The organism is Flammeovirga sp. MY04 (assembly GCF_001682195.2).
Taxonomy (GTDB): domain Bacteria; phylum Bacteroidota; class Bacteroidia; order Cytophagales; family Flammeovirgaceae; genus Flammeovirga; species Flammeovirga yaeyamensis.
In genome coordinates this window covers 1,810,570-1,829,450 of the sequence record NZ_CP003561.2, presented here as the reverse complement: position 1 = coordinate 1,829,450, position 18,881 = coordinate 1,810,570, and the positions used below count along the sequence as shown (strand labels likewise).

At 31.1% G+C, this 18,881-nt stretch carries 10 protein-coding genes; 8 read left to right on the top strand and 2 right to left on the bottom strand.

What is annotated here, in order from left to right:
* Positions 1 to 72: 72 nt before the first annotated feature.
* Positions 73 to 1,524 (top strand): purine-cytosine permease family protein, encoded by a 1,452-nt coding sequence (locus MY04_RS26490; RefSeq protein WP_084006153.1) that lies wholly within the window; start codon positions 73 to 75, stop codon positions 1,522 to 1,524.
* Positions 1,525 to 1,567: 43 nt separating this feature from the next.
* Here MY04_RS26490 and MY04_RS26485 read toward each other — a convergent pair whose 3' ends face one another.
* On the bottom strand, positions 1,568 to 2,638 hold the full coding sequence (locus MY04_RS26485) for a glycoside hydrolase family 43 protein (protein ID WP_066216045.1): 1,071 nt from the start codon (positions 2,636 to 2,638) through the stop codon (positions 1,568 to 1,570).
* A 216-nt stretch (positions 2,639 to 2,854) separates the two neighbouring features.
* Complete coding sequence (locus tag MY04_RS26480; RefSeq protein WP_158297935.1) at positions 2,855 to 3,853, bottom strand: AraC family transcriptional regulator; 999 nt, start codon at positions 3,851 to 3,853, stop codon at positions 2,855 to 2,857.
* A 617-nt stretch (positions 3,854 to 4,470) separates the two neighbouring features.
* On the opposite strand from MY04_RS26480, the gene MY04_RS26475 reads away from it, so the two are divergent.
* From MY04_RS26475 to MY04_RS26445, 7 genes are all read left to right on the top strand, one after another.
* Complete coding sequence (locus MY04_RS26475) at positions 4,471 to 7,515, top strand: SusC/RagA family TonB-linked outer membrane protein (protein ID WP_084006152.1); 3,045 nt, start codon at positions 4,471 to 4,473, stop codon at positions 7,513 to 7,515.
* Positions 7,516 to 7,526: 11 nt separating this feature from the next.
* Complete coding sequence (locus MY04_RS26470) at positions 7,527 to 9,083, top strand: RagB/SusD family nutrient uptake outer membrane protein (protein ID WP_066216037.1); 1,557 nt, start codon at positions 7,527 to 7,529, stop codon at positions 9,081 to 9,083.
* 224 nt (positions 9,084 to 9,307) lie between these two features.
* Positions 9,308 to 11,611 carry a hypothetical protein gene (locus MY04_RS26465; protein WP_066216035.1) on the top strand — a complete coding sequence of 768 codons (2,304 nt, stop codon included), beginning with the start codon at positions 9,308 to 9,310 and terminating at the stop codon, positions 11,609 to 11,611.
* Positions 11,608 to 12,132 carry a hypothetical protein gene (locus MY04_RS26460; protein ID WP_066216033.1) on the top strand — a complete coding sequence of 175 codons (525 nt, stop codon included), beginning with the start codon at positions 11,608 to 11,610 and terminating at the stop codon, positions 12,130 to 12,132. The genes MY04_RS26465 and MY04_RS26460 overlap by 4 nt, the downstream gene beginning before the upstream one ends.
* Positions 12,129 to 13,259: a hypothetical protein gene (locus MY04_RS26455; RefSeq protein ID WP_066216032.1), complete on the top strand. Its 1,131-nt coding sequence runs from the start codon at positions 12,129 to 12,131 to the stop codon at positions 13,257 to 13,259. Before MY04_RS26460 ends, MY04_RS26455 begins: the two co-directional genes overlap by 4 nt.
* Before the next feature lie 5 nt (positions 13,260 to 13,264).
* Positions 13,265 to 14,029, top strand: a complete 765-nt coding sequence (locus MY04_RS26450) for a hypothetical protein (RefSeq protein WP_066216030.1) — start codon at positions 13,265 to 13,267, stop codon at positions 14,027 to 14,029.
* Positions 14,030 to 14,113: 84 nt separating this feature from the next.
* Positions 14,114 to 18,880, top strand: coding sequence for a hypothetical protein (locus tag MY04_RS26445; RefSeq protein ID WP_066216028.1), 4,767 nt, complete (start codon positions 14,114 to 14,116; stop codon positions 18,878 to 18,880).
* The last annotated feature ends 1 nt before the right edge of the window (position 18,881 follow it).

Below are 18,881 nucleotides of genomic sequence, written 5' to 3'. Positions count from 1 at the left end.
TTTTTGTATAACAATGTAGGAAAAGTTATGGTTATACGAGCGGATTATTGATGTACTTATCGACATACTGAATTGAAATTATTAAATAAAATAGAGATAAAAGAAGCACTAAACGGCACGAATGAGTTTCCAAATGAAGCTGTACCCAAACATAAACTAAAAAGTATTGGTAGTTTTATTGGGGTGGTCATTGGCGAACATACCACCGCTACCGAATTTGTTATTGGGCCTTTATTTGTCTTGCACGGTGCCAGTGTTTCCGATGTATTTTTAGGTCTCCTTTTAGGAAACTTAATGGCCATGCTTTCCTGGGCCTTAATTTGTGCTCCAGTGGCTGTGAAGACGAGGCATACGATACACATTGAATTAAGAAGAATTGCTGGAACAGGACTTCTTACCATATACAATATCATAAAAGCAATGATGTTTTGTGTGGTTGTTTCCGCCACTTTAATTGTTTCCGCTTCAGCAGTAGGTCCCTTTTTAGGGGTAACTCCTCCCGGACTTACCGATTTACACATCTCTAGTTTTAATTGGGTATGGCTTATACTTGCGGTAGGAACAGTCGTGATGTTTATCTCAGTTTTAGGATTTGATTATATAGTAAAGTTTGCCAACGTATTTGCGCCATGGATACCATTGGTATTTATAGGATCGGGTATTGCCATTTTACCCAAATTGGGAGTACATAATCTCGAAGACTTTTGGAGAGTAGCCAATGAGTCTATTTGGACGGGAAATCCGGTAACTAAAGAAACCAATTATTCGTTAATTCATATTTTTATTTTCTCTTGGTTATGTAATAGTACCATGCACTTAGGTCTATCCGATATGTCCATTTATAGATTCGCTAAAAAGTCATCTTATGGATTTATTTCTGGTTTAGGGGTATATATTGGTCATTTACTCACTTGGTTATCTTCAGGAATACTTTGTGCGGTAGCCATCAAGCAAGGGAATAACAATCCATCTCCAGGCGAATTAGCCTATCTCGGAGCTGGTTTTACAGGGATCGTTTGTGTTATCTTTTCAGGATTTACATCCGCCGTACCCACGATGTATAGAGTAGGTTTGGCAGTTCAAAGTTCTTTAAAAAGATTCAAGTTTTGGCAAATCACTTTATGCATGAGTATCATAAGTATTGTCTTGGCATGTTTCCCTGTTGTAGTAGCAAAATTGGATCATATTTTAGGTATAGGAGCATTAATCCTATCACCTCTTGGAGCTGTTATTTTTGCCGATCACTTTATCTTACCAAAGTTGGGTCTAAAAACATTTGGAGCAGAGAGAGATAAGATATACATCAATCCACCAGTAATGAGTGCATGGATTGGTAGCGTATCGATCAGTTATGTGATTTTTAATTTTCTAGGTTTAGATTATTACTTCTTTGTTGCCTTCCCTTGTTGGGTATTCTGCTTGTTCCTATACGTAGGTCTAACACATATTCAACAAAAATATATGGTGAAGAAGCCAAGTTTTGATGTATATGTTAAAAATAATGATAAAGTAATGATGGAATAAATAGTCATTTTTATGAGCTATTGTATTCCATCATTTTATTTGATTAATTCCCTAAACTAATCTTTTTTACCCCTTCTTTCGTCATTTTAATCGGTTTGATATAGCCGTTTTCATCAAATAATAAAGAATCTATACAGACTTCTCTAGAGTGAGGGTTATCTAAATTTATCGGCCTCTTATGATACACTATATAATGAAGATCTTTATCAGGTATAGAAATCACAGAATGATGTCCTGCCCCTTTTCCAATCGTTTGATCTTGTTGTAATATTTTCCCCACCTTTTTGAAAGGTCCCACAGGAGAATCGCCAATAGCATAGGCTACACTGTAATCGGATCTCATCCAACCACCTTCAGACCACATGAAATAATATTTCCCTTTTCGTTTCATCACAAATGGGCCCTCTGTATAGTTTTCTGGTGTGATTTCCTTATAAAGCTCACCATCCTCAAAAGGAACAATTGAAGTCAGGTCATCACTTAGTTTTACCACATTACAATGTCTCCACCCCCCATAATACATGTAGATTTGTCCGGAGTCGTCTTTATACACAAATTGATCTATCGGTTGTGCTTTATTGTGGAACTCGCTGATTAGTGGTTTGCCAAGATAGTCTTTAAAAGGTCCTTCAGGACGATCGCTGACAGCAATTCCTATGCCTCCAACTTCTTCATCTTTCTGTATGTCATTTACTGAAAAGAACAAGAAGTATTTACCATGATGTTCGATAATCGAAGGTGCCCACAAAGCAAATGCCCCCCATTTAATGTTTTCCAAATCAAGAACATGCGAATGTTTTTTCCATTGTTTCAGATCCTTTGATGAAAACGCATCAAAAAAGGTTTGGATCTTGTATTGAGGGAGCAAAATAGTCCCCTGACTATTCTTTTGTTCTTGACTTAAATTAGCAGAAGTATCGACTCCTTGATAATGATCCGAGTAGGTGGGATAAATCCAGAATTCATCATCAAAAATTACGCCTTCTGGGTCGGCATACCAACCTTCTATTGCAGGGTTGCCTGTGTATTCAGCCATTTCATTTTGCTTTGTATTTTCTTTAGAGCAAGAAAGAAAGGAAGCACAAATGGCGGATAGATAAATATACTTTTTCATATAAATGAAGTTTGTTTCTTTTAAGATACTATGAGAAGGAATAGAAGCACTTTTTATTCTTAAATTAGAATAAATAGAACATTAACTGTGTATTAGATAGCATATGATATTGTTTATTTTTATCAAAAATGAGTTGTTACCATAAAAATAGAAAAGGCTACCTCAAAAGTGAGATAGCCTCTAGATATTAGGTAATAGTAAGTAATAGTAATATTTTTATCCTGTCATTAATGACATTCCATTTCCTTCTTCTTTCAATTTAATTCTAAACTGACGAGGAGTCATACCTGTAATTTTCTTAAAGTTGATATAGAAAACTGATTCAGATCTAAACCCACAGTCAACCGCTATGGCGAAGTTGGTTAATTTTTTATCTGTATCAGAGGCAATAATTTTCTTAGCTTCATCCACTCTTTTCTCATTGAAGAACTCGCTAAAAGACTTGCCAATATGATCATTTAACAAACGTGATAACATATAAGAAGGAATACCTAAACGCTCAGAAAGCAGTTTTTCATTTAGTTCTGTATTGATATGAATTTGATCTACATCGATTAACTCGTTGAGTTTTTCCATATAGCTATTCATAATCGTTTGATCCGTCTTATCCATCTTCACCACCAAAGTGTTACCTGATAATGCTTTAGGGAATTTTAAAGCAAAATAGATCGTAATTAAGATAATACTACTATTAAATAAGATGTAATTAAGCTGGATAACATCCCAAACAAAAGCAGATCCGTTCAAAGGGAAAAGAATTGTTCTGTAAACTAGTTGAAGAAGTGCGATATAAAAAGTAATACCAATGAAAGAACCTAAAACTTTAGGCCAATGTAAATCGTTGGCTTTCTTACTATCATTTTTCTTAGGCTGTAAAGATTTAAACTTTTTGAAAATCTTAAATCCAATAACACCTCTCCAAACAACAATACTTCCAAGAAGCATTAAATGGAATGGGGTACCAATGAAAGAATCATAAAGAAAGGTTTCAAAAGAAGCTATGTAGAATATTCCTGAAACCAATGCAATTGCTGGCGGAATAAAGTACCATGCTTTTTGTTTGTCTATTTTATCACCAAAGAGTTCATCTAAATACCATAAAATTAAAGCAGGTTGAAGTAGATCAAGTACATCAGAGACAAATAATAACTCAGGAAGAATGAATTTCACATCTGTATATCTAAATAGATATTGAAAAAGGATGTTGATAGACATTGTAAAAAAAACTCCTGAAAGAATTGAGTTAGATCTTGATTTCTTTAAAAAACCAATAGCAAAACTCATTAATAAGCTCTGGACAAATGCCCATAAAAACAATACATTAGCCATAGTTTATTTAAATAGATTTTGTTGATGGTAAGTGTTCACCATATAATAATTATTTCATTTCGTTAACTAAACAAGAAAAAAATGTCACTACAAGTTAAGCTTAGTAATTCTTAAATATCATATTAATTTATTTAAAGCGCAAATAAAATGTAGTAAATACACTAATGTTGATTTTACACTTTTTTCTCTCACGTCAACATATATTAAAAAGTTTTAAAAAATCTTTCAATTCTTTAAATAAAAGAAAAAATTTAAATATAGTTACTTGTAAATACCTGATAATGAACTAATAAAGATTTCACTGTCTAGTTTTGATTAGAGTAAAATCTAAAAATTTAGGACAGTAAATTTTAAGCGTAATAGTAACAAGTAATTTCACTTGTTTTTTGAAATAACAGTTTTGTGTAAAACTTTTCCTCAAGATTTGATTTGAAACGAGGTTAAATCTCCATTAAAATAATGGTGAACCACTAAGTTTATTTCAACTTTAAACTAATTGTGAAATGATTATCAAAAAACGATTATTTTATCTATTGCTATTGATGCTGTGTTGGGGAACATCCCATGCACAAGAACGAATGGTCTCCGGTGTTATCACAGACCAGAACAAACAACCCCTTCCGGGTACTAACGTTGTTGAAAAAGGAACAAGCAACGGAACGATTACAAACACAGATGGAGAATTCTCTTTATTGCTTACTACAGAAAATCCAGTCTTAGTGTTTACATTTATCGGATTTCTTGAACAAGAGATCACAGTAGGCCAACAAGATCAATTTGTTGTTCGATTAGAGGAAGATGTAGATGTCCTAGATGATGTGGTAGTTATTGGTTACGGTACTCAGAAAAAAGAAAATGTAACGGGTGCAATTACTAAGGTAGGCAAAGATGCTATCGAAGGACGCCCAGTTGCAGACTTCCAATCTGCTTTACAAGGACAAGTAGCAGGTTTACAAATTACAGGTACTGATGGTCAGCCGGGTGCTAATCCATCTATCCGTATTCGTGGTACAGGTACAATTACTGGTGGTTCTGATCCTTTGTATGTAATTGACGGAGTGATTTTACAAGATGGAGACGCATTCTCTACGATCAACCCTAGTGATATCGAATCGGTAAACGTACTAAAGGATGCCTCTGCTGGAGCTATTTATGGAGCAAGAGCAGCGAATGGTGTTATCATCATCACAACTAAAAGAGGTAAAGCAGGAGCAAAGCCACAATTTAATGTGAATATTTTTGGAGGGCCAAAAATGATCACGAACAAATTAGACATGTTAAATGCCCAAGAGTACCAACAAGTTATGAACTCTGTTTCTGATAATTCAGGATTACCAAGAATTCCAAGATTAGATGGAACAACATTAACTACAAATACTGATTGGCAAGATGAATTGTTTCAAACGGGTTACCAACAAAATTATGAATTAAGTGGTAGTGTATCAGGTAAAAATGGGTCGATATATGCATCGATAAATCATTTTGATGAAAAAGGTACTATGATCAATACTGGTTTTACTAGAACCTCAATGAGAATCAATAGTGATTTAACGATTAAAAGATTCAAATTTGGTAATACCATATCATATACTCGTTCAAATTATAACTTAGGTTATATTGGAGATAGAGGGCCAACTTTTTGGGCATTAGCTTATTCTCCTGCTGTTGAAGTGTATAATGAAGATAATTTAGGCGGATATAACGGTATGGGTAAAGAAGATGGAGATTATAATTTTATCCAACCAGTAGCTACTCAAAACTTATTACAAAGAAACAGAATAATAAATAGAGTTATTGCTAGTGTTTATGGTGAAGTAGAAATATTACATGGCTTGAATTTTAAAACAAATTTAGCAGCAGATATTTCAAATTCACACCATAAAATGTTTATGCCAGAATTTGAATTAAACGATACTGGTAAACCACCATATTTATTCTCACTGGGAGCCGAACTTGATGAGGAAAGAAGTGAAAGAACAATGTGGTTATGGGAAAATACGCTAAACTATAAAAAATCATTTGGTAAACATAACATTGGTTTGTTAGCTGGTTATACAATGCAACATAGCCGTAGAAATACAATGGGTGTAGCTGTATATGGAGAAAACCTATCAGAATCAATGTCTATTTTAAATGGTTCTTACCTTATAAAATCAGATCCTTCATCACCTTTATTTGATAAAAATACTTTATCCTATATTGGTAGAGCTATATATGATTATGATGGTAAATACATGGCAACTGTGAATTTTAGACGTGATGGATCATCAGTGTTTACTAAAGAAAATCGATTCAGCAATTTCATGTCGGGTTCAGTAGGTTGGTTAATATCAAAAGAAAGTTTTATGGCAAATGGCCCATTTGATTTACTTAAGGTAAGAGCTTCTTATGGTAGTCTAGGAAACGATCAAATTAATGATAGAGCTACTCAACCTATTTTAGATTCTAAACCAAGATACGTGTTTAATGGAGAATCAATGGTAACGGCTGTAGCACCTGATGGTCAATTATTTAATAACACCTTAGTATGGGAAAAACAAGTGCAAACAAACATTGGTATTGATGGAGCTGTTTTAAAAAATAAATTATCATTTACTGTAGATTACTTTATCAAAACATCTGATGATCTGTTATTAGATTATGCATTACCACATACTACTGGACATAAAAATGTGTATGTAAATGCAGGTGAGGTTCAAAACAAAGGTTGGGAATTTACTGTAAATTGGGGTGATAAGAAAGGTGATTTCTCATACAATATCGGAGCTAATGCTACTTTTATTAATAACGAAGTAACACGTTTAGCAGAAGGTTTGCCTTTTATCACTGAAGCTAAGAGAGCACATTTTGAATTCACAAGAAATAGAATTGAGGTAGGACAATCTCTTTACTCTATATATGGTTTTAAATCAGATGGTATATACCAATCACAATCAGAAATTGATGCAGGTCCAACACCTTATGGTAGTGTTGTAACAGCTCCTGGTGATATCAGGTATAAAGATTTAAATGGCGATGGTAAAATTACTGATGAAGATAGAACATTTATTGGTGATGCCTCTCAAGATATAACTTACGGTATGAACTTTAATTTGGGTTATAAAGGGATCGATTTTAATCTTCAACTACAAGGTGTTTATGGTAACGATGTTTTCAATACAACGAAATTCTTTACCCAAAGTTATCATAGAAACTTTAACATGTCTACAGATGTTTTAGGTGCTTGGACACCAGAGAATAACTCACAAACTCAACCAAGAGCAATAGCTCAAGAACTAACCAATAATGACTTGATTTCTGATTGGTGGGTAGAAAAGGCATCTTATTTAAGAGTGAAAAATATTCAGTTAGGTTATAGCTTAAATGAAAGAACATTAGCAAAATTAGGTGGTTTAAATAGGTTGAGATTATATGTAGCTGGACAAAACCTTTGGACATTTACAAACTTTACAGGATTAGACCCGGAAGTACCTTTAAATGGTATTTTACCTGATGGCCCTTATCCAATGTCTAGAAGCTTCATTGGTGGTATACAAGTTGGATTCTAAATTTTTTAAAAATGAATAATAAATTATATAAATCAATTATAACAGTTGGTGTATGTTTATCGACTGTATTTACAACATCTTGTGAATCATTTTTAGATGATGCTGATGTTCAAATTGATGTTGCAACAGATAAATTTTATAAAAGTATTAGTGAAGCAGAAAGTGCCACTAATGCAATTTATACTCCATTACATTGGTATGGTTTATACAAGAGACACAGGTACCTATTGGACTTTATGAGTGGCGATATGGTCACTACTTCGGGGGCTAGACAATTATTGGAATATGAAGGATTTAAATTTCAAGCCAATACTTCTGAGCTGATACCAAAGTCATGGGAAGCTAGTTATACTGGTATTAATAGAGCTAATGTAGTTTTAGAAAGGGTACCTGAAATAGATATTTTTGATGATGAAGTAGAAAGAAGAGATCAATTCTTAGGAGAAGCACACTTTTTAAGAGCTTTCTACTACTTTAATTTAGTGACTCTTTATGGAGGAGTTCCTATCGTAGAAAACTCTTTTGATGGTAACCTAACTGAAGATTTTTTGAGACCATCTCGAAATACTGAAGCTGAAGTTTATGCTCAAATTGAGTCTGATTTATTGGCAGCTCTAAATTTATTAAAGCCTTCATACGGAGGAAAAGACAAAGGTAGAGCAACAACAGGAGCAGCACAATCTTTACTTGGTAAGGTGTATCTTTATCAGCAAAAATACGATGAAGCGAGAACTGCTTTGAAAAAAGTAATTGATGGTGAGTATGCTGCTTACGATTTAGTCCCGTTTGAAAATAATTTCACGAAGGAATTTGAGAATAACCAAGAATCAATTTTTGAGATTCAGTTTATGGGTGGAATTGGTTCTCCATGGCCTGACTATGATACAAAAACATCATCAAAAGCCAATTGGGTATCAACAGCCATTTCTCCTTTCCAGTTTGCAAATGCAATTCCTTCTTTAGAGGTAGACAGTTATTTTACCGGTTTCCCTGAAGAGAACGATATTCGTAGGACTTTTACAATTGCAAGACCTGGTGATATTTGGAATGGTGAAGAGATAACAGCAACACCTCATCTTGATAATGGTTGGAATAAAAGAACAACAGAACGTGATGAAAACTACATTATCGGTTGCCGTAAATTTGCAGAGGATAAATCCAACCCTGGTTTTAACCAATCTCCAGTAAACTTTAGACAAATGCGTTTTGCGGAAGTATTGTTGATGTTTGCTGAGGCTGAAAACGAAGTAAATGGTCCTTCAGCAGATGCTTATAATGCAGTGAACAGAGTAAGACAACGTGCCGGAGTAAGTGATCTTCCAACAGGCTTAAGCTCTTCAGAGTTCTTTGTAGAATTAGTACACGAAAGAAGAAAAGAGTTCACTTTCGAATTCCAACGTTTCTTCGATTTGGTAAGATGGTCGAGAAGATCTGATGCAGCGTCTTTACCTGATTTTGCAAAACCTACATATATGCCAGGTTTTACAGTGGGTAAAAATGAATTGTTACCAATCCCTGCTGTACAAATTCAGCAGAATCCTAACTTGACTCAGAACCCTGGGTATTAATTATTAATAGGAAAAAAAGGATTATAATTAGTAGTATCAAGTTTAATCTTGATACTACTAAATAAATAATATTTTAAGAATTTCTATAAAAATAAAAATGTGATTTTTTTATTAATTGGTTTTCTTTCGAATTATAATTCCTAAGAAAATTTGACAAAATACAGTTGTTGTGATTGATTCTTTGACTTAAAATTGCATTATCATAAAAGCAAAACTAAAAGAAAGTGCGATTATTTTTTTTAATACTAATTATTTTTCTTGCTGATGTGTCATTAATATATGGACAAACAGCATATTATTCTCAAAGCTCTATAGGTGAATTTTCTAACAATAATTTTTGGAATACGTCACCTAATGGTGATGGTGATAGTAGATCTATAAAACATGTGGATGATATTTATTTTATCCAAAAAAATCATACATGTTACATAGTTAAAGAAACAACAATAAATGAATTGACGATATTTGGTAAGGTATTGATAACTGGGAATCCTGATCCATATAATGTTACAATTAAGAAGGATTTTAATTTAGAGCCTGAAGGTTTAATAGACGGTGAAAGTTTACATGGTATCATTGTTAAAGGGAATTGTAAGTTATTGGGAAAAGTAAATCACTTGCCAAATATTTATTTTAAACCTGAAATAGCCAATGAATATAATCTTGAAGTAACAAACTCAAGGTCATATAATAATATAAATTTCAACTTTGATGGAGTGAAAAATTCAGTCTATTTTTTAAAAAATGATTTAAACTTAAATGGCCCAATAGGTAATATTTATATTAAAAATTGTGAGTTTAATCTAAATGAAAATAAACTAATTATACCTGGTAGTAAAAAACAAATATTTGTTCAAACAGGAGGAAAGCTATCGATAAATGATGGTAGTAAACTTTATTTAAGTGGTCGTGAACGTGCATTAGTTGTTGAAAAAGAAGGAGAGTTATCAATATTGGGTCAATCATCAAATTATTCTACAATCGAAGGGTATCAAAATAGATATAGTTTAGATGTTTACGGTAAAATTTCTGCTAAATATTATCATATTTCTGATTTAACAGGTGATGGTATTACATTAAAAAATGGATCCGAAATCGATCCTCTTTTTAGTTTTGATTTTGGGATTTTTGATCAATGTTTTTCAAAAGCCACTCTTAATATAGAAGCAAATGTAATTTCTGATGACTTACAGATCGATGAAGTTACTTTTAATACTAATAATATTAACATTAGTAGAAAAACTAACGAAGGAGGAAAGATTTATTTTAGAAATACTAAAGGTCTAAATATTGATAGTGAAAATGATCCTTTTGATCTAATTGAATGGATATCAACAAAAGAAAGAATGGTTTGGCAAGGAAACTCTTCTAATTGGTTTGATCCTTCAAATTGGTCAAACAGTGAAATACCTAATGCTACATCTAATATTTTTATTGATGCAAAGAGCTATGACCCAATTATTAAGGTTGAAACGGAAGTAAATTCCATAACTATTGCAGGTAATGCCTCGTTGACATTAGAAAAATCATTAGTAGTAGTAGAGGAAATAACACTTGAAAAGGAAGCACAGCTTATTTTCACACCTCTTCAGAAACTAATTTTAAAGGGTGATGCGATCTTATTTGGAAATATATCAGGTGATGCTTTTTTGAGTTTTATTTTAAGTGATAAATCCCAAAGATCGTTTAGTGTTCCTAAATATTTAATTGATAAAATAAAAATTGATATTGGGAAAGGAAATAAACTAAGCACCTTATCAAATTTATTGAATGTTAATACTTTAGAGGTGAATTCAGGCCTTTTTAGTACGAAAGTAAAAGGTATAGCTATTAATGAAAAATGTTCGGTTAATGATCTAGAAGGATCTTTTGAAAATAAAAATGTTACACTTTATAATGTAGAATTAAGTGGAGGGACATATCATAATTTGGAAATAAATGGTAATGTTAATGTATTAAAAACAATAGGTGTAACAAATAGCGTAACTATACTCAATACTTCTTCAAGTCTGGAATTAAATAATAACAATTTTTATTTATCAGGTCATTTTAATAATCAACATGATGGGAAAGTTACACAATCTAAATCAGCTACTACTTTTTTCAATGGTACTTCTCAAGATTTTTATGGATCAGCAACATTTGGTTCACTTGAAATAAGTGGTAATGGCAATAAAAATTTTAAAGAATATACTAAAATCAAAATGTTGTCAGATTTTAAGGTGATAGATCAAAATTCAAAAATTAGAGCCTATTCTACGACAGGTGAAACTATTACTGTAGGAGGAGATCTGTTATTTTCATATGATAACATAATTACGACTAATAGCAATCTTTTTCATGTAGAATTAAATGGAATAGGAGAACAGTCTGTTTCATTTAAAAATAACCGAATAGGTAATTTTAGGGTTACAAATTCAGGTTATAAAAAAATTGATGATTTAGTTGAAGTACAAGGAAATTTAAAAATATACAGAGGAGAATTAGTCTATCCATTTAATAAAGGACCTAAACTTATAAACCAATGAAAAGGCAAACAATCTTTTCTTTATTATTGATATTATTTTCATGTTCAAGTATCAATAAAAAAGAATATTTAAATTGGGTGGAGGATCCATCAAATAATTTATATCAAGTATTTGAAGACTCTATACAATATTTTGAAATCCAATTACAACCTGAGCGTTACAGAATTTTAAAATCAAATTACTCTTCAAAGTTGAATAATAATTGGAGTAATACGTTAAATTTTTTAATTGATGTAACACCGAAGAAATCATTTTCAAATACATTCTCAACTTATTCTTCAATAAAAAATTATTATTCTTATTCTTTTGGGAAAAGTATAAATATATGTCAAAATAATAATATAATTAATAATGATTTTTTTCATCTTGAATCTGGTTATTTAAAATACAATACTTTTAGAGTAAATGTTTTTTTTGATACTGAAAAATTAGATTGTTCTAAACCTTTTGAACTGGTAATTGGTGATTCAGTATTGCATTTTACAATCTCAGAAGAACAAAAAATTAAATTAATTATATGAAATTAAACCAACATATATTTTTTCTCTTGACACTTTTATTGAGTTTAAACGCATTTGGTCAGATTGATTCAACCTCTAATATGTTGGATAAGTTTCAGTTAGATTCAACTTTTTTAAGTGTTGAAGCATTTGAAACAAAACTTTCCTCAAAATATGATAGTTCAGAATTATATACAACCATTGATTCTTTGGAGAAATTTAAAGATGAACTAACAACAAAATTAGATACAATAAATTACTATATTGATCAAGTTGAATATTGGAAAAATACTATTGAAGAAATAAATTCATTAGAGGATTTATTAAATAAATCTACTCGATATTTTGAAAGAAAAAAAATTCAAAATAAAATTCAAAACTACAGAGAAAAACTAAATATTAATAAGTTAAAGAATTCGATAAATTATTTAGATTCTTGTCAGAAAGCAGCAAATAAAAACTTTGAAGATTTAGGGTTTGGAACACCAAAAGAATTTTCAAAAAAATTTATTGAAGGGCAAGATGAACATTTTAATTGGATTGAAAATAAACAGACTGACCTACCATCTATTTCAGATTCAATACCTTTATCTTCTATTTCTAATTTGAATTTTGATAGTGAATTAATTTTAAAGGAAAAAAAGAAAGTATTAGAAGATAAAACAAAGGAGTATGTTTTAAAAAAAAGAGGACTTTCTTTACCAGAAAATATGTTGGCAAGAATAGATCTCAATATTCGTTCTTATGATTCATTAGATTTTAATATTGAACCAACATTAGGTTACCAATTCCCCTTAGGAATATCAGTTTCAACAGGTGTTGCTTTGAACATTAAGTTAAATAAAAATACTGAAAAAGTACTAACTAAGTTTGCTTCCAAATCAACACTACAATATCAAATACCAAAATTACGGGTCTTTTTTGTAGAGATTGATTATTATATAATGGAGAATATGGTAGAATACAATTTAGATTCAACAAAACAAAACAAATTTGAAGATGTATTATTGGTGGGTCCGGTTCTTAACATACCAATATTAGACTTATTAAAGATATGTTTTTCAATGAAGTATAATGTTTTCGAAAAGAAAAATGATTTTTCAATTAATGATACTTGGAATTTTAATTTAGGTCTATCGCTATTCTAACAATTATGAAGAAACTTGTAACTATTAGTTTACTTTTCATTATACATTTTAATGTTAATGGACAAACTAAACCCAAAGAAGAATTTTTGTCTGTACATTTAGAAGCAGGAGTAAAAGTAAAAAAGAATTTATTTGTACATGATACTTTGGATGTCATTTATGAAGAAAGATATAAAAGAGGTACTAGTAAGTCAATTATTTCTTTTTATTCAGTAGAAAATCAGCTTCTAGGGAAAGATACATTAAAAATTCAATTTGGATTCAATCGTTTATACCTTGATTTAACGAAATATGAATTTCTATATAGAAATAAATGGTACGTTTTAGAAATAGAAGAAAAATACGGACAATTATGTCAATTACAGTTTTATTTTGATAAGCTACCACAACCTTTCAGACCTATAACTACATTAGAAAAAGTCTCCTTAAATTGTGAAGAAGGAGAGAATTCTTTATTTAAAATTAGAACTGAATTAAATGGAGGAACATCTCCATATGACATTACCTATATTATTTCTAAGGATAAAGAACAAAAACAACTTTTATTTGAACCCTTTAGCTTAAAAAATAAAGAAAAATTTAAAGATTATGATCTATTAGTTGAAGCATATCAAGGATTTTATATAAAATCAATTGTTATGGATAATTGTATGGAAGTATATGAAGAATTGATTTTTACAGATTGTAAAGAATCTACTAAAATACAAGTCAACTTAAACTTACTTCCTAACTTGAATCAACAGGAAAGCAACAAGCAAATAGATCAATAATATAAGCTATATTTAGAGTAACTAAACATGATACAACTTCTAAAACGGGAAAGATTTCAAAAGTCAATCACAGTCTTTCTTTTATTGAACTTTATACAAGCATTGGTATTACCAATAAGTATCCAAGCTTTAACAACTGGTCCAAACCAACCTGAAGTACAGAATTTTACACCAGCTTCTACTAATGATATGGTAGACTTGTTTTCAGGTGATTTCAATTATAATCTACCTTTATTTGAATTACCTGGCCCAAATGGAGGTTATCCATTCAATTTGGCTTATTCAGCAGGAATTGGTGTTGATCAAGAAGCAAGTTGGGTTGGCTTAGGTTGGACTTTAAATCCAGGCGCAATAAACAGACAGGTTAGAGGTATTCCTGATGATTTTAAAGGGGATCTTGTTACTAAGAAAATGAAAATGAAATCTGATAGAACATTGGGTTTGTCGGCAGGTGCTAACTTCGAAGGTTTTGGGTTTCCTTTAGTAGGAGGGAATTTGGGTATATATTATAATAATTACAGGGGTATAGGTTATAATGTAGGGGCAGATATTATGTCTACTATAGGTAAATCAGGTTTAAGTGTGGGTGTATCTGCATCTTTAGACACACAAGATGGACTCAGCTTGAGTCCGAGCGTTAGTTATACTGAAGCATTAGAAAATAGTAATTTTAATTTAAATGCTGGTTTTGGTTTTAATTCTTTGAAGGGAGCATCTGATCTTCAATTGTCTTTGAGTCAGTCAAGTAACGGTAAAAGTGTTAATACAAAAGGAATGAAAAATGGGAAAGTGTATCATAACGAAACAGGTCGAAATATATCTTTAACAAGTTCGTCTATTAGCTTTTCTAATACAGGGTTTACTCCTTCAATTTCAATGCCTACAACAACAACTGGAGTTCATTTTGATGTAAAAACAGGTTTAAGTGTAGTAGGAATTTTTGCTAATGCAAAATTTTCAGGTTATTATACTCAAACAAAATATAAAGAAGATCCATTTTCAATTGGTGGATATGGTACTTATTATCATCATTTAAAAGACGATGAATCAAATGTACTATTAGATATAAACAGAGAAAATGATCAAATGCTTACCAATGAAACTAGAAACCTTCCTTCACCTAATTTAATGTATGATATTTACAGTTTATCTGGACAAGGATTTGGAGGATCATTTAGAGCAAAACTAAATTATATCCCTTTCTTAGGTGATCAAAAGAAAACGTCTGATTATACTTTAGGAAAAGCAGGGTTAGATTTAGGTGTAAAAAAATTCGGAGTAAGTGGTACTGCTGTAACTTCTAATTCTGTTTCAGGTTCATGGGTTGATAAACAGAATGACTTTAGAAATACAAGTAATATTACTAATCGTTATTCAAAATATAAAATGTATGGAGAAGCTTTATTATTTAACTCAGATGAATTTAGCAATACGCAATTAAATTTCACTGATGCTATCGATTATGCTTATAATGATATTGGAAAGTTTAGAGAAGAAGAAAGTATAATCAATGAATTAAGTAAAACTGTTTCAAATTCATCCATTATTCCTATCGAAAACAAATATCTAAAAGATGTTAATAATGTAGTACCAGAGTTATTAGCAACAGTAAATGACAATATCTTCAAAAGATCAGAAACCCATTATAGGGATCATCATATTGGAGCTTTTATTACAACAAATACTTCGGGGTTACGATATATTTACAGTTTACCTGTTTATAACAAAGTAAAAGAAGAATATACACTTAGTGTTTCAGGAAGGGATATTGAAGCAATTAATTCGACTTTAGTTGAAGTTGAAGACTCTGAAGGACAGGTAAAAAATACAGATAAGTTCCAAAGTAAAACTTCAACAGATCCCTATACATATGCACATTTACTTACGGCTGTAATAGGACCTGATTATGTTGATTTAACAGGAGATGGTATATCAGAGGATGATTTGGGTTATTGGGTGAAGTTTTCTTATACTAAACACACAAATGATTTTAGATGGAGAGCTCCTTATACTGGTATGAATTACTCACCTGGTAGTCTGAGTAATTTGTCTGATGACAAAGGTTCGTTTTCATATGGGGAAAAAGAAATCTATTATTTAGACCAAGTTGAAACAGCAACTCATATAGCCAAATTTATTACTTCAGAAAGAGAAGATGCTTTAAGTGCTTTTGGTCGGTTTTCTACAGATGGAACAAGACAAAAACAAAAAAAACTAGATAAAATTAAATTATTTTCAAGAGAGGAAGGTGTTAATGGAACTCCTTTAAAAACCATTCATTTTAATTATACCAAAGATGATAAAGCATATTCATTATGTAAAGGAATTCCTAATCATTCACTTAATACAGATGCAAACAAAAACTATGGAAAACTTACTTTATATTCTTTACACTACACCTATGGAAATACCAATAAAAGCTACCTAAATCCATATAGATTTGAGTACAATGAAGGAGGTGAAAATGATAAATATAATACACAAGGACAAGATAGATGGGGGACATATCGAAGCGTAGCTTTAATCAATAATTTACCCTCAATATTTTTCCCTTACACAGAACAAAAGGATAAAGAGAATTTAGATAAAAATGCGGGCTTATGGAGTCTTTCAAAAATTATTATTCCTTCTGGAGCAATTCTGAATGTAGCTTATGAATCAGATGATTATGCTTATGTGCAAGATAAAGAAGCTATGGTAATGGCAAGAATAAAACATACAGAGAGCGGTGATATTAATGAAAATTCTGAGTTCACATTTGATGTTCCTAGTTGGGTTAACTCTGATGAAGATGTACAGAAATTCTTTGATTTTGAAGCAAATGATGTTGCTCAAGTTGCTTTTAATGTGAGACTAAATGCCAATACTGTAAGAAACAAAAAAAATGATTTTATGGGCTATGCGTTAACAAATAGAAATAATATTAAATATGATAATGAAATAAAAAAAGGTAGAATTAAATTCAATACAATAAACAAATACAATCCTTTATCGATGGCAGCTTGGCAATATATTCAAAAATCTGAACCAAGCTTATTAGGAGTTACAAATGTGTTAGACAGTGATTCGGATCTTGGAGCTACTGTAATCAATAGTTTTTTCGCAGTTGTTGATTTAGCAGATCAGCTTTCTCAATTTTTAATTAGTTATTATAGTCATTGCTCAGTAAAAGGTATAGGGCAAAAAATGGATGAAAATTTTGCTTTTATTAGAATTAAAGCACTAAAAGAAGACGACTATGAGAATGAACATTTAATAAAATATGGAGGAGGGCATAGAGTAGCTCAAATATCCATGTATGATGGATGGAATGATGAACAAATCCAGTATGGTCAATTATACAAGTATGAAATAAATCGTAACGGAAGGAAAGAAAGTTCAGGAGTGGCCGCTTATGAACCTTTGATTGGAGGAGAAGAAATTCCTCAGCGAAAGGCTATTTATACAACACGAAAAATTCCAATGAGAAATAACGAATATTCTCATTTTGAATTACCTATAAATGAAAATTTATATCCATCCGCTTCAGTTGGATATAGTCAAGTCGAGGTTTATGATCTGGTATCGGCAAAGGCTGCAGGTATTGAATTAAAAACAGTAAAAGCTGTTAATGATAATTTCAATCCTATTAAGTTATTTTCTTCATTTGGAGCTGTGAATTTGAAAAGAAGTAAAAAAGGGAAATCAATACATCGTTTTTACACAGCAAAAGATTTTCCAGTTAAAACGTATCAAACAGAAATAAAAAAACAAGAGCATGATTTTTACGAAAATTACTTTGTATATCTCTCAAAGGAGAAAAGTTTTACCGGTTCTCAAGGTTATAGTATCGAATTGAATGATATGCATGGAAAACCTAAAGAAATTGCATTCCATAATCAAAACGCAGATGGTAAAATAGAAAAAGATCCATCATCATTTACTAGGTACTATTATGATGATAAGCTTGAATCTAATACCTTAAATAATAAAGTAAATGTTTTGATAAATAAAGGCAACGGATTTACTGTAGAAACCAGAGATATTGGTGTGGAGGTAGATGCTTTTGTCGATACAAGACATTTTTATTCTGAACAAACAACTACAGGAGCCAATTTTAATGTTGATTTAATTATTGCATTTTTTCCTATATCAATACCAAGTCTTATACCAAATCAATTGAAAAACTTTGAAGAAACATCAACAATGGTTTCGAACAAAATTATTCATAGGAATGGGATATTACGAAAAGTGGAGATGATGGAAGAAAACAGGGTGTCAATACAAGAAAACCTATATTGGGACGAAAATACTGGCAATGTTATTTGTACAAAAAATTCAACGCAATATTATAACTCAAAGGAAAAGGAACCTTCTAAAGTTGATTTTATTTATAACTTGAAAACACCAGCTTATAGTGTATATCCAAGAATGGGTAAAGCAGCTGTAAATGAAGATTTAATTTTTGAGGGCAACCTTTCCAAGTTTGAACAAAGAAAACAAATTATCAATGAAGATGAAGGAGCATTAAACGTTGATCCAAATGAGAATATTTTTATCCTTTCAACATCAGAATCAATTACAGATAAATTAATTATTGGTGATGAATTTATTTTACAATCTACCATAGGGAATCCCAAAAAAGTAGTTTTTGTGGGTTATTCTAATAATAAAGCAGCTTTTGAGGTATTAAATGTTGGGAATCAAGATTTGAATAATGGTTTTGAAGGAACATTTAAAATGGTTCGTTCAGGAAATAGAAACATTTTGGGAGCAAATGTACAAGAGATGAGCCTTTTGGGAGATCCTAAAAGTTACTCTATACAAACAAATAATAATTCAAAACGATATTTATCTCCAAGATTTAACTAAA

Excerpts from the sequence above, each read along its gene's own strand:
- MY04_RS26475 (WP_084006152.1), top strand. The coding sequence starts at position 4,471 with ATGATTATCAAAAAACGATTATTTTATCTATTGCTATTGATGCTGTGT.
- MY04_RS26450 (WP_066216030.1), top strand. The coding sequence starts at position 13,265 with ATGAAGAAACTTGTAACTATTAGTTTACTTTTCATTATACATTTTAAT.
- MY04_RS26485 (WP_066216045.1), bottom strand. The coding sequence starts at position 2,638 with ATGAAAAAGTATATTTATCTATCCGCCATTTGTGCTTCCTTTCTTTCT.
- MY04_RS26470 (WP_066216037.1), top strand. The coding sequence starts at position 7,527 with ATGAATAATAAATTATATAAATCAATTATAACAGTTGGTGTATGTTTA.
- MY04_RS26455 (WP_066216032.1), top strand. The coding sequence starts at position 12,129 with ATGAAATTAAACCAACATATATTTTTTCTCTTGACACTTTTATTGAGT.
- MY04_RS26460 (WP_066216033.1), top strand. The coding sequence starts at position 11,608 with ATGAAAAGGCAAACAATCTTTTCTTTATTATTGATATTATTTTCATGT.
- MY04_RS26480 (WP_158297935.1), bottom strand. The coding sequence starts at position 3,853 with ATGTCTATCAACATCCTTTTTCAATATCTATTTAGATATACAGATGTG.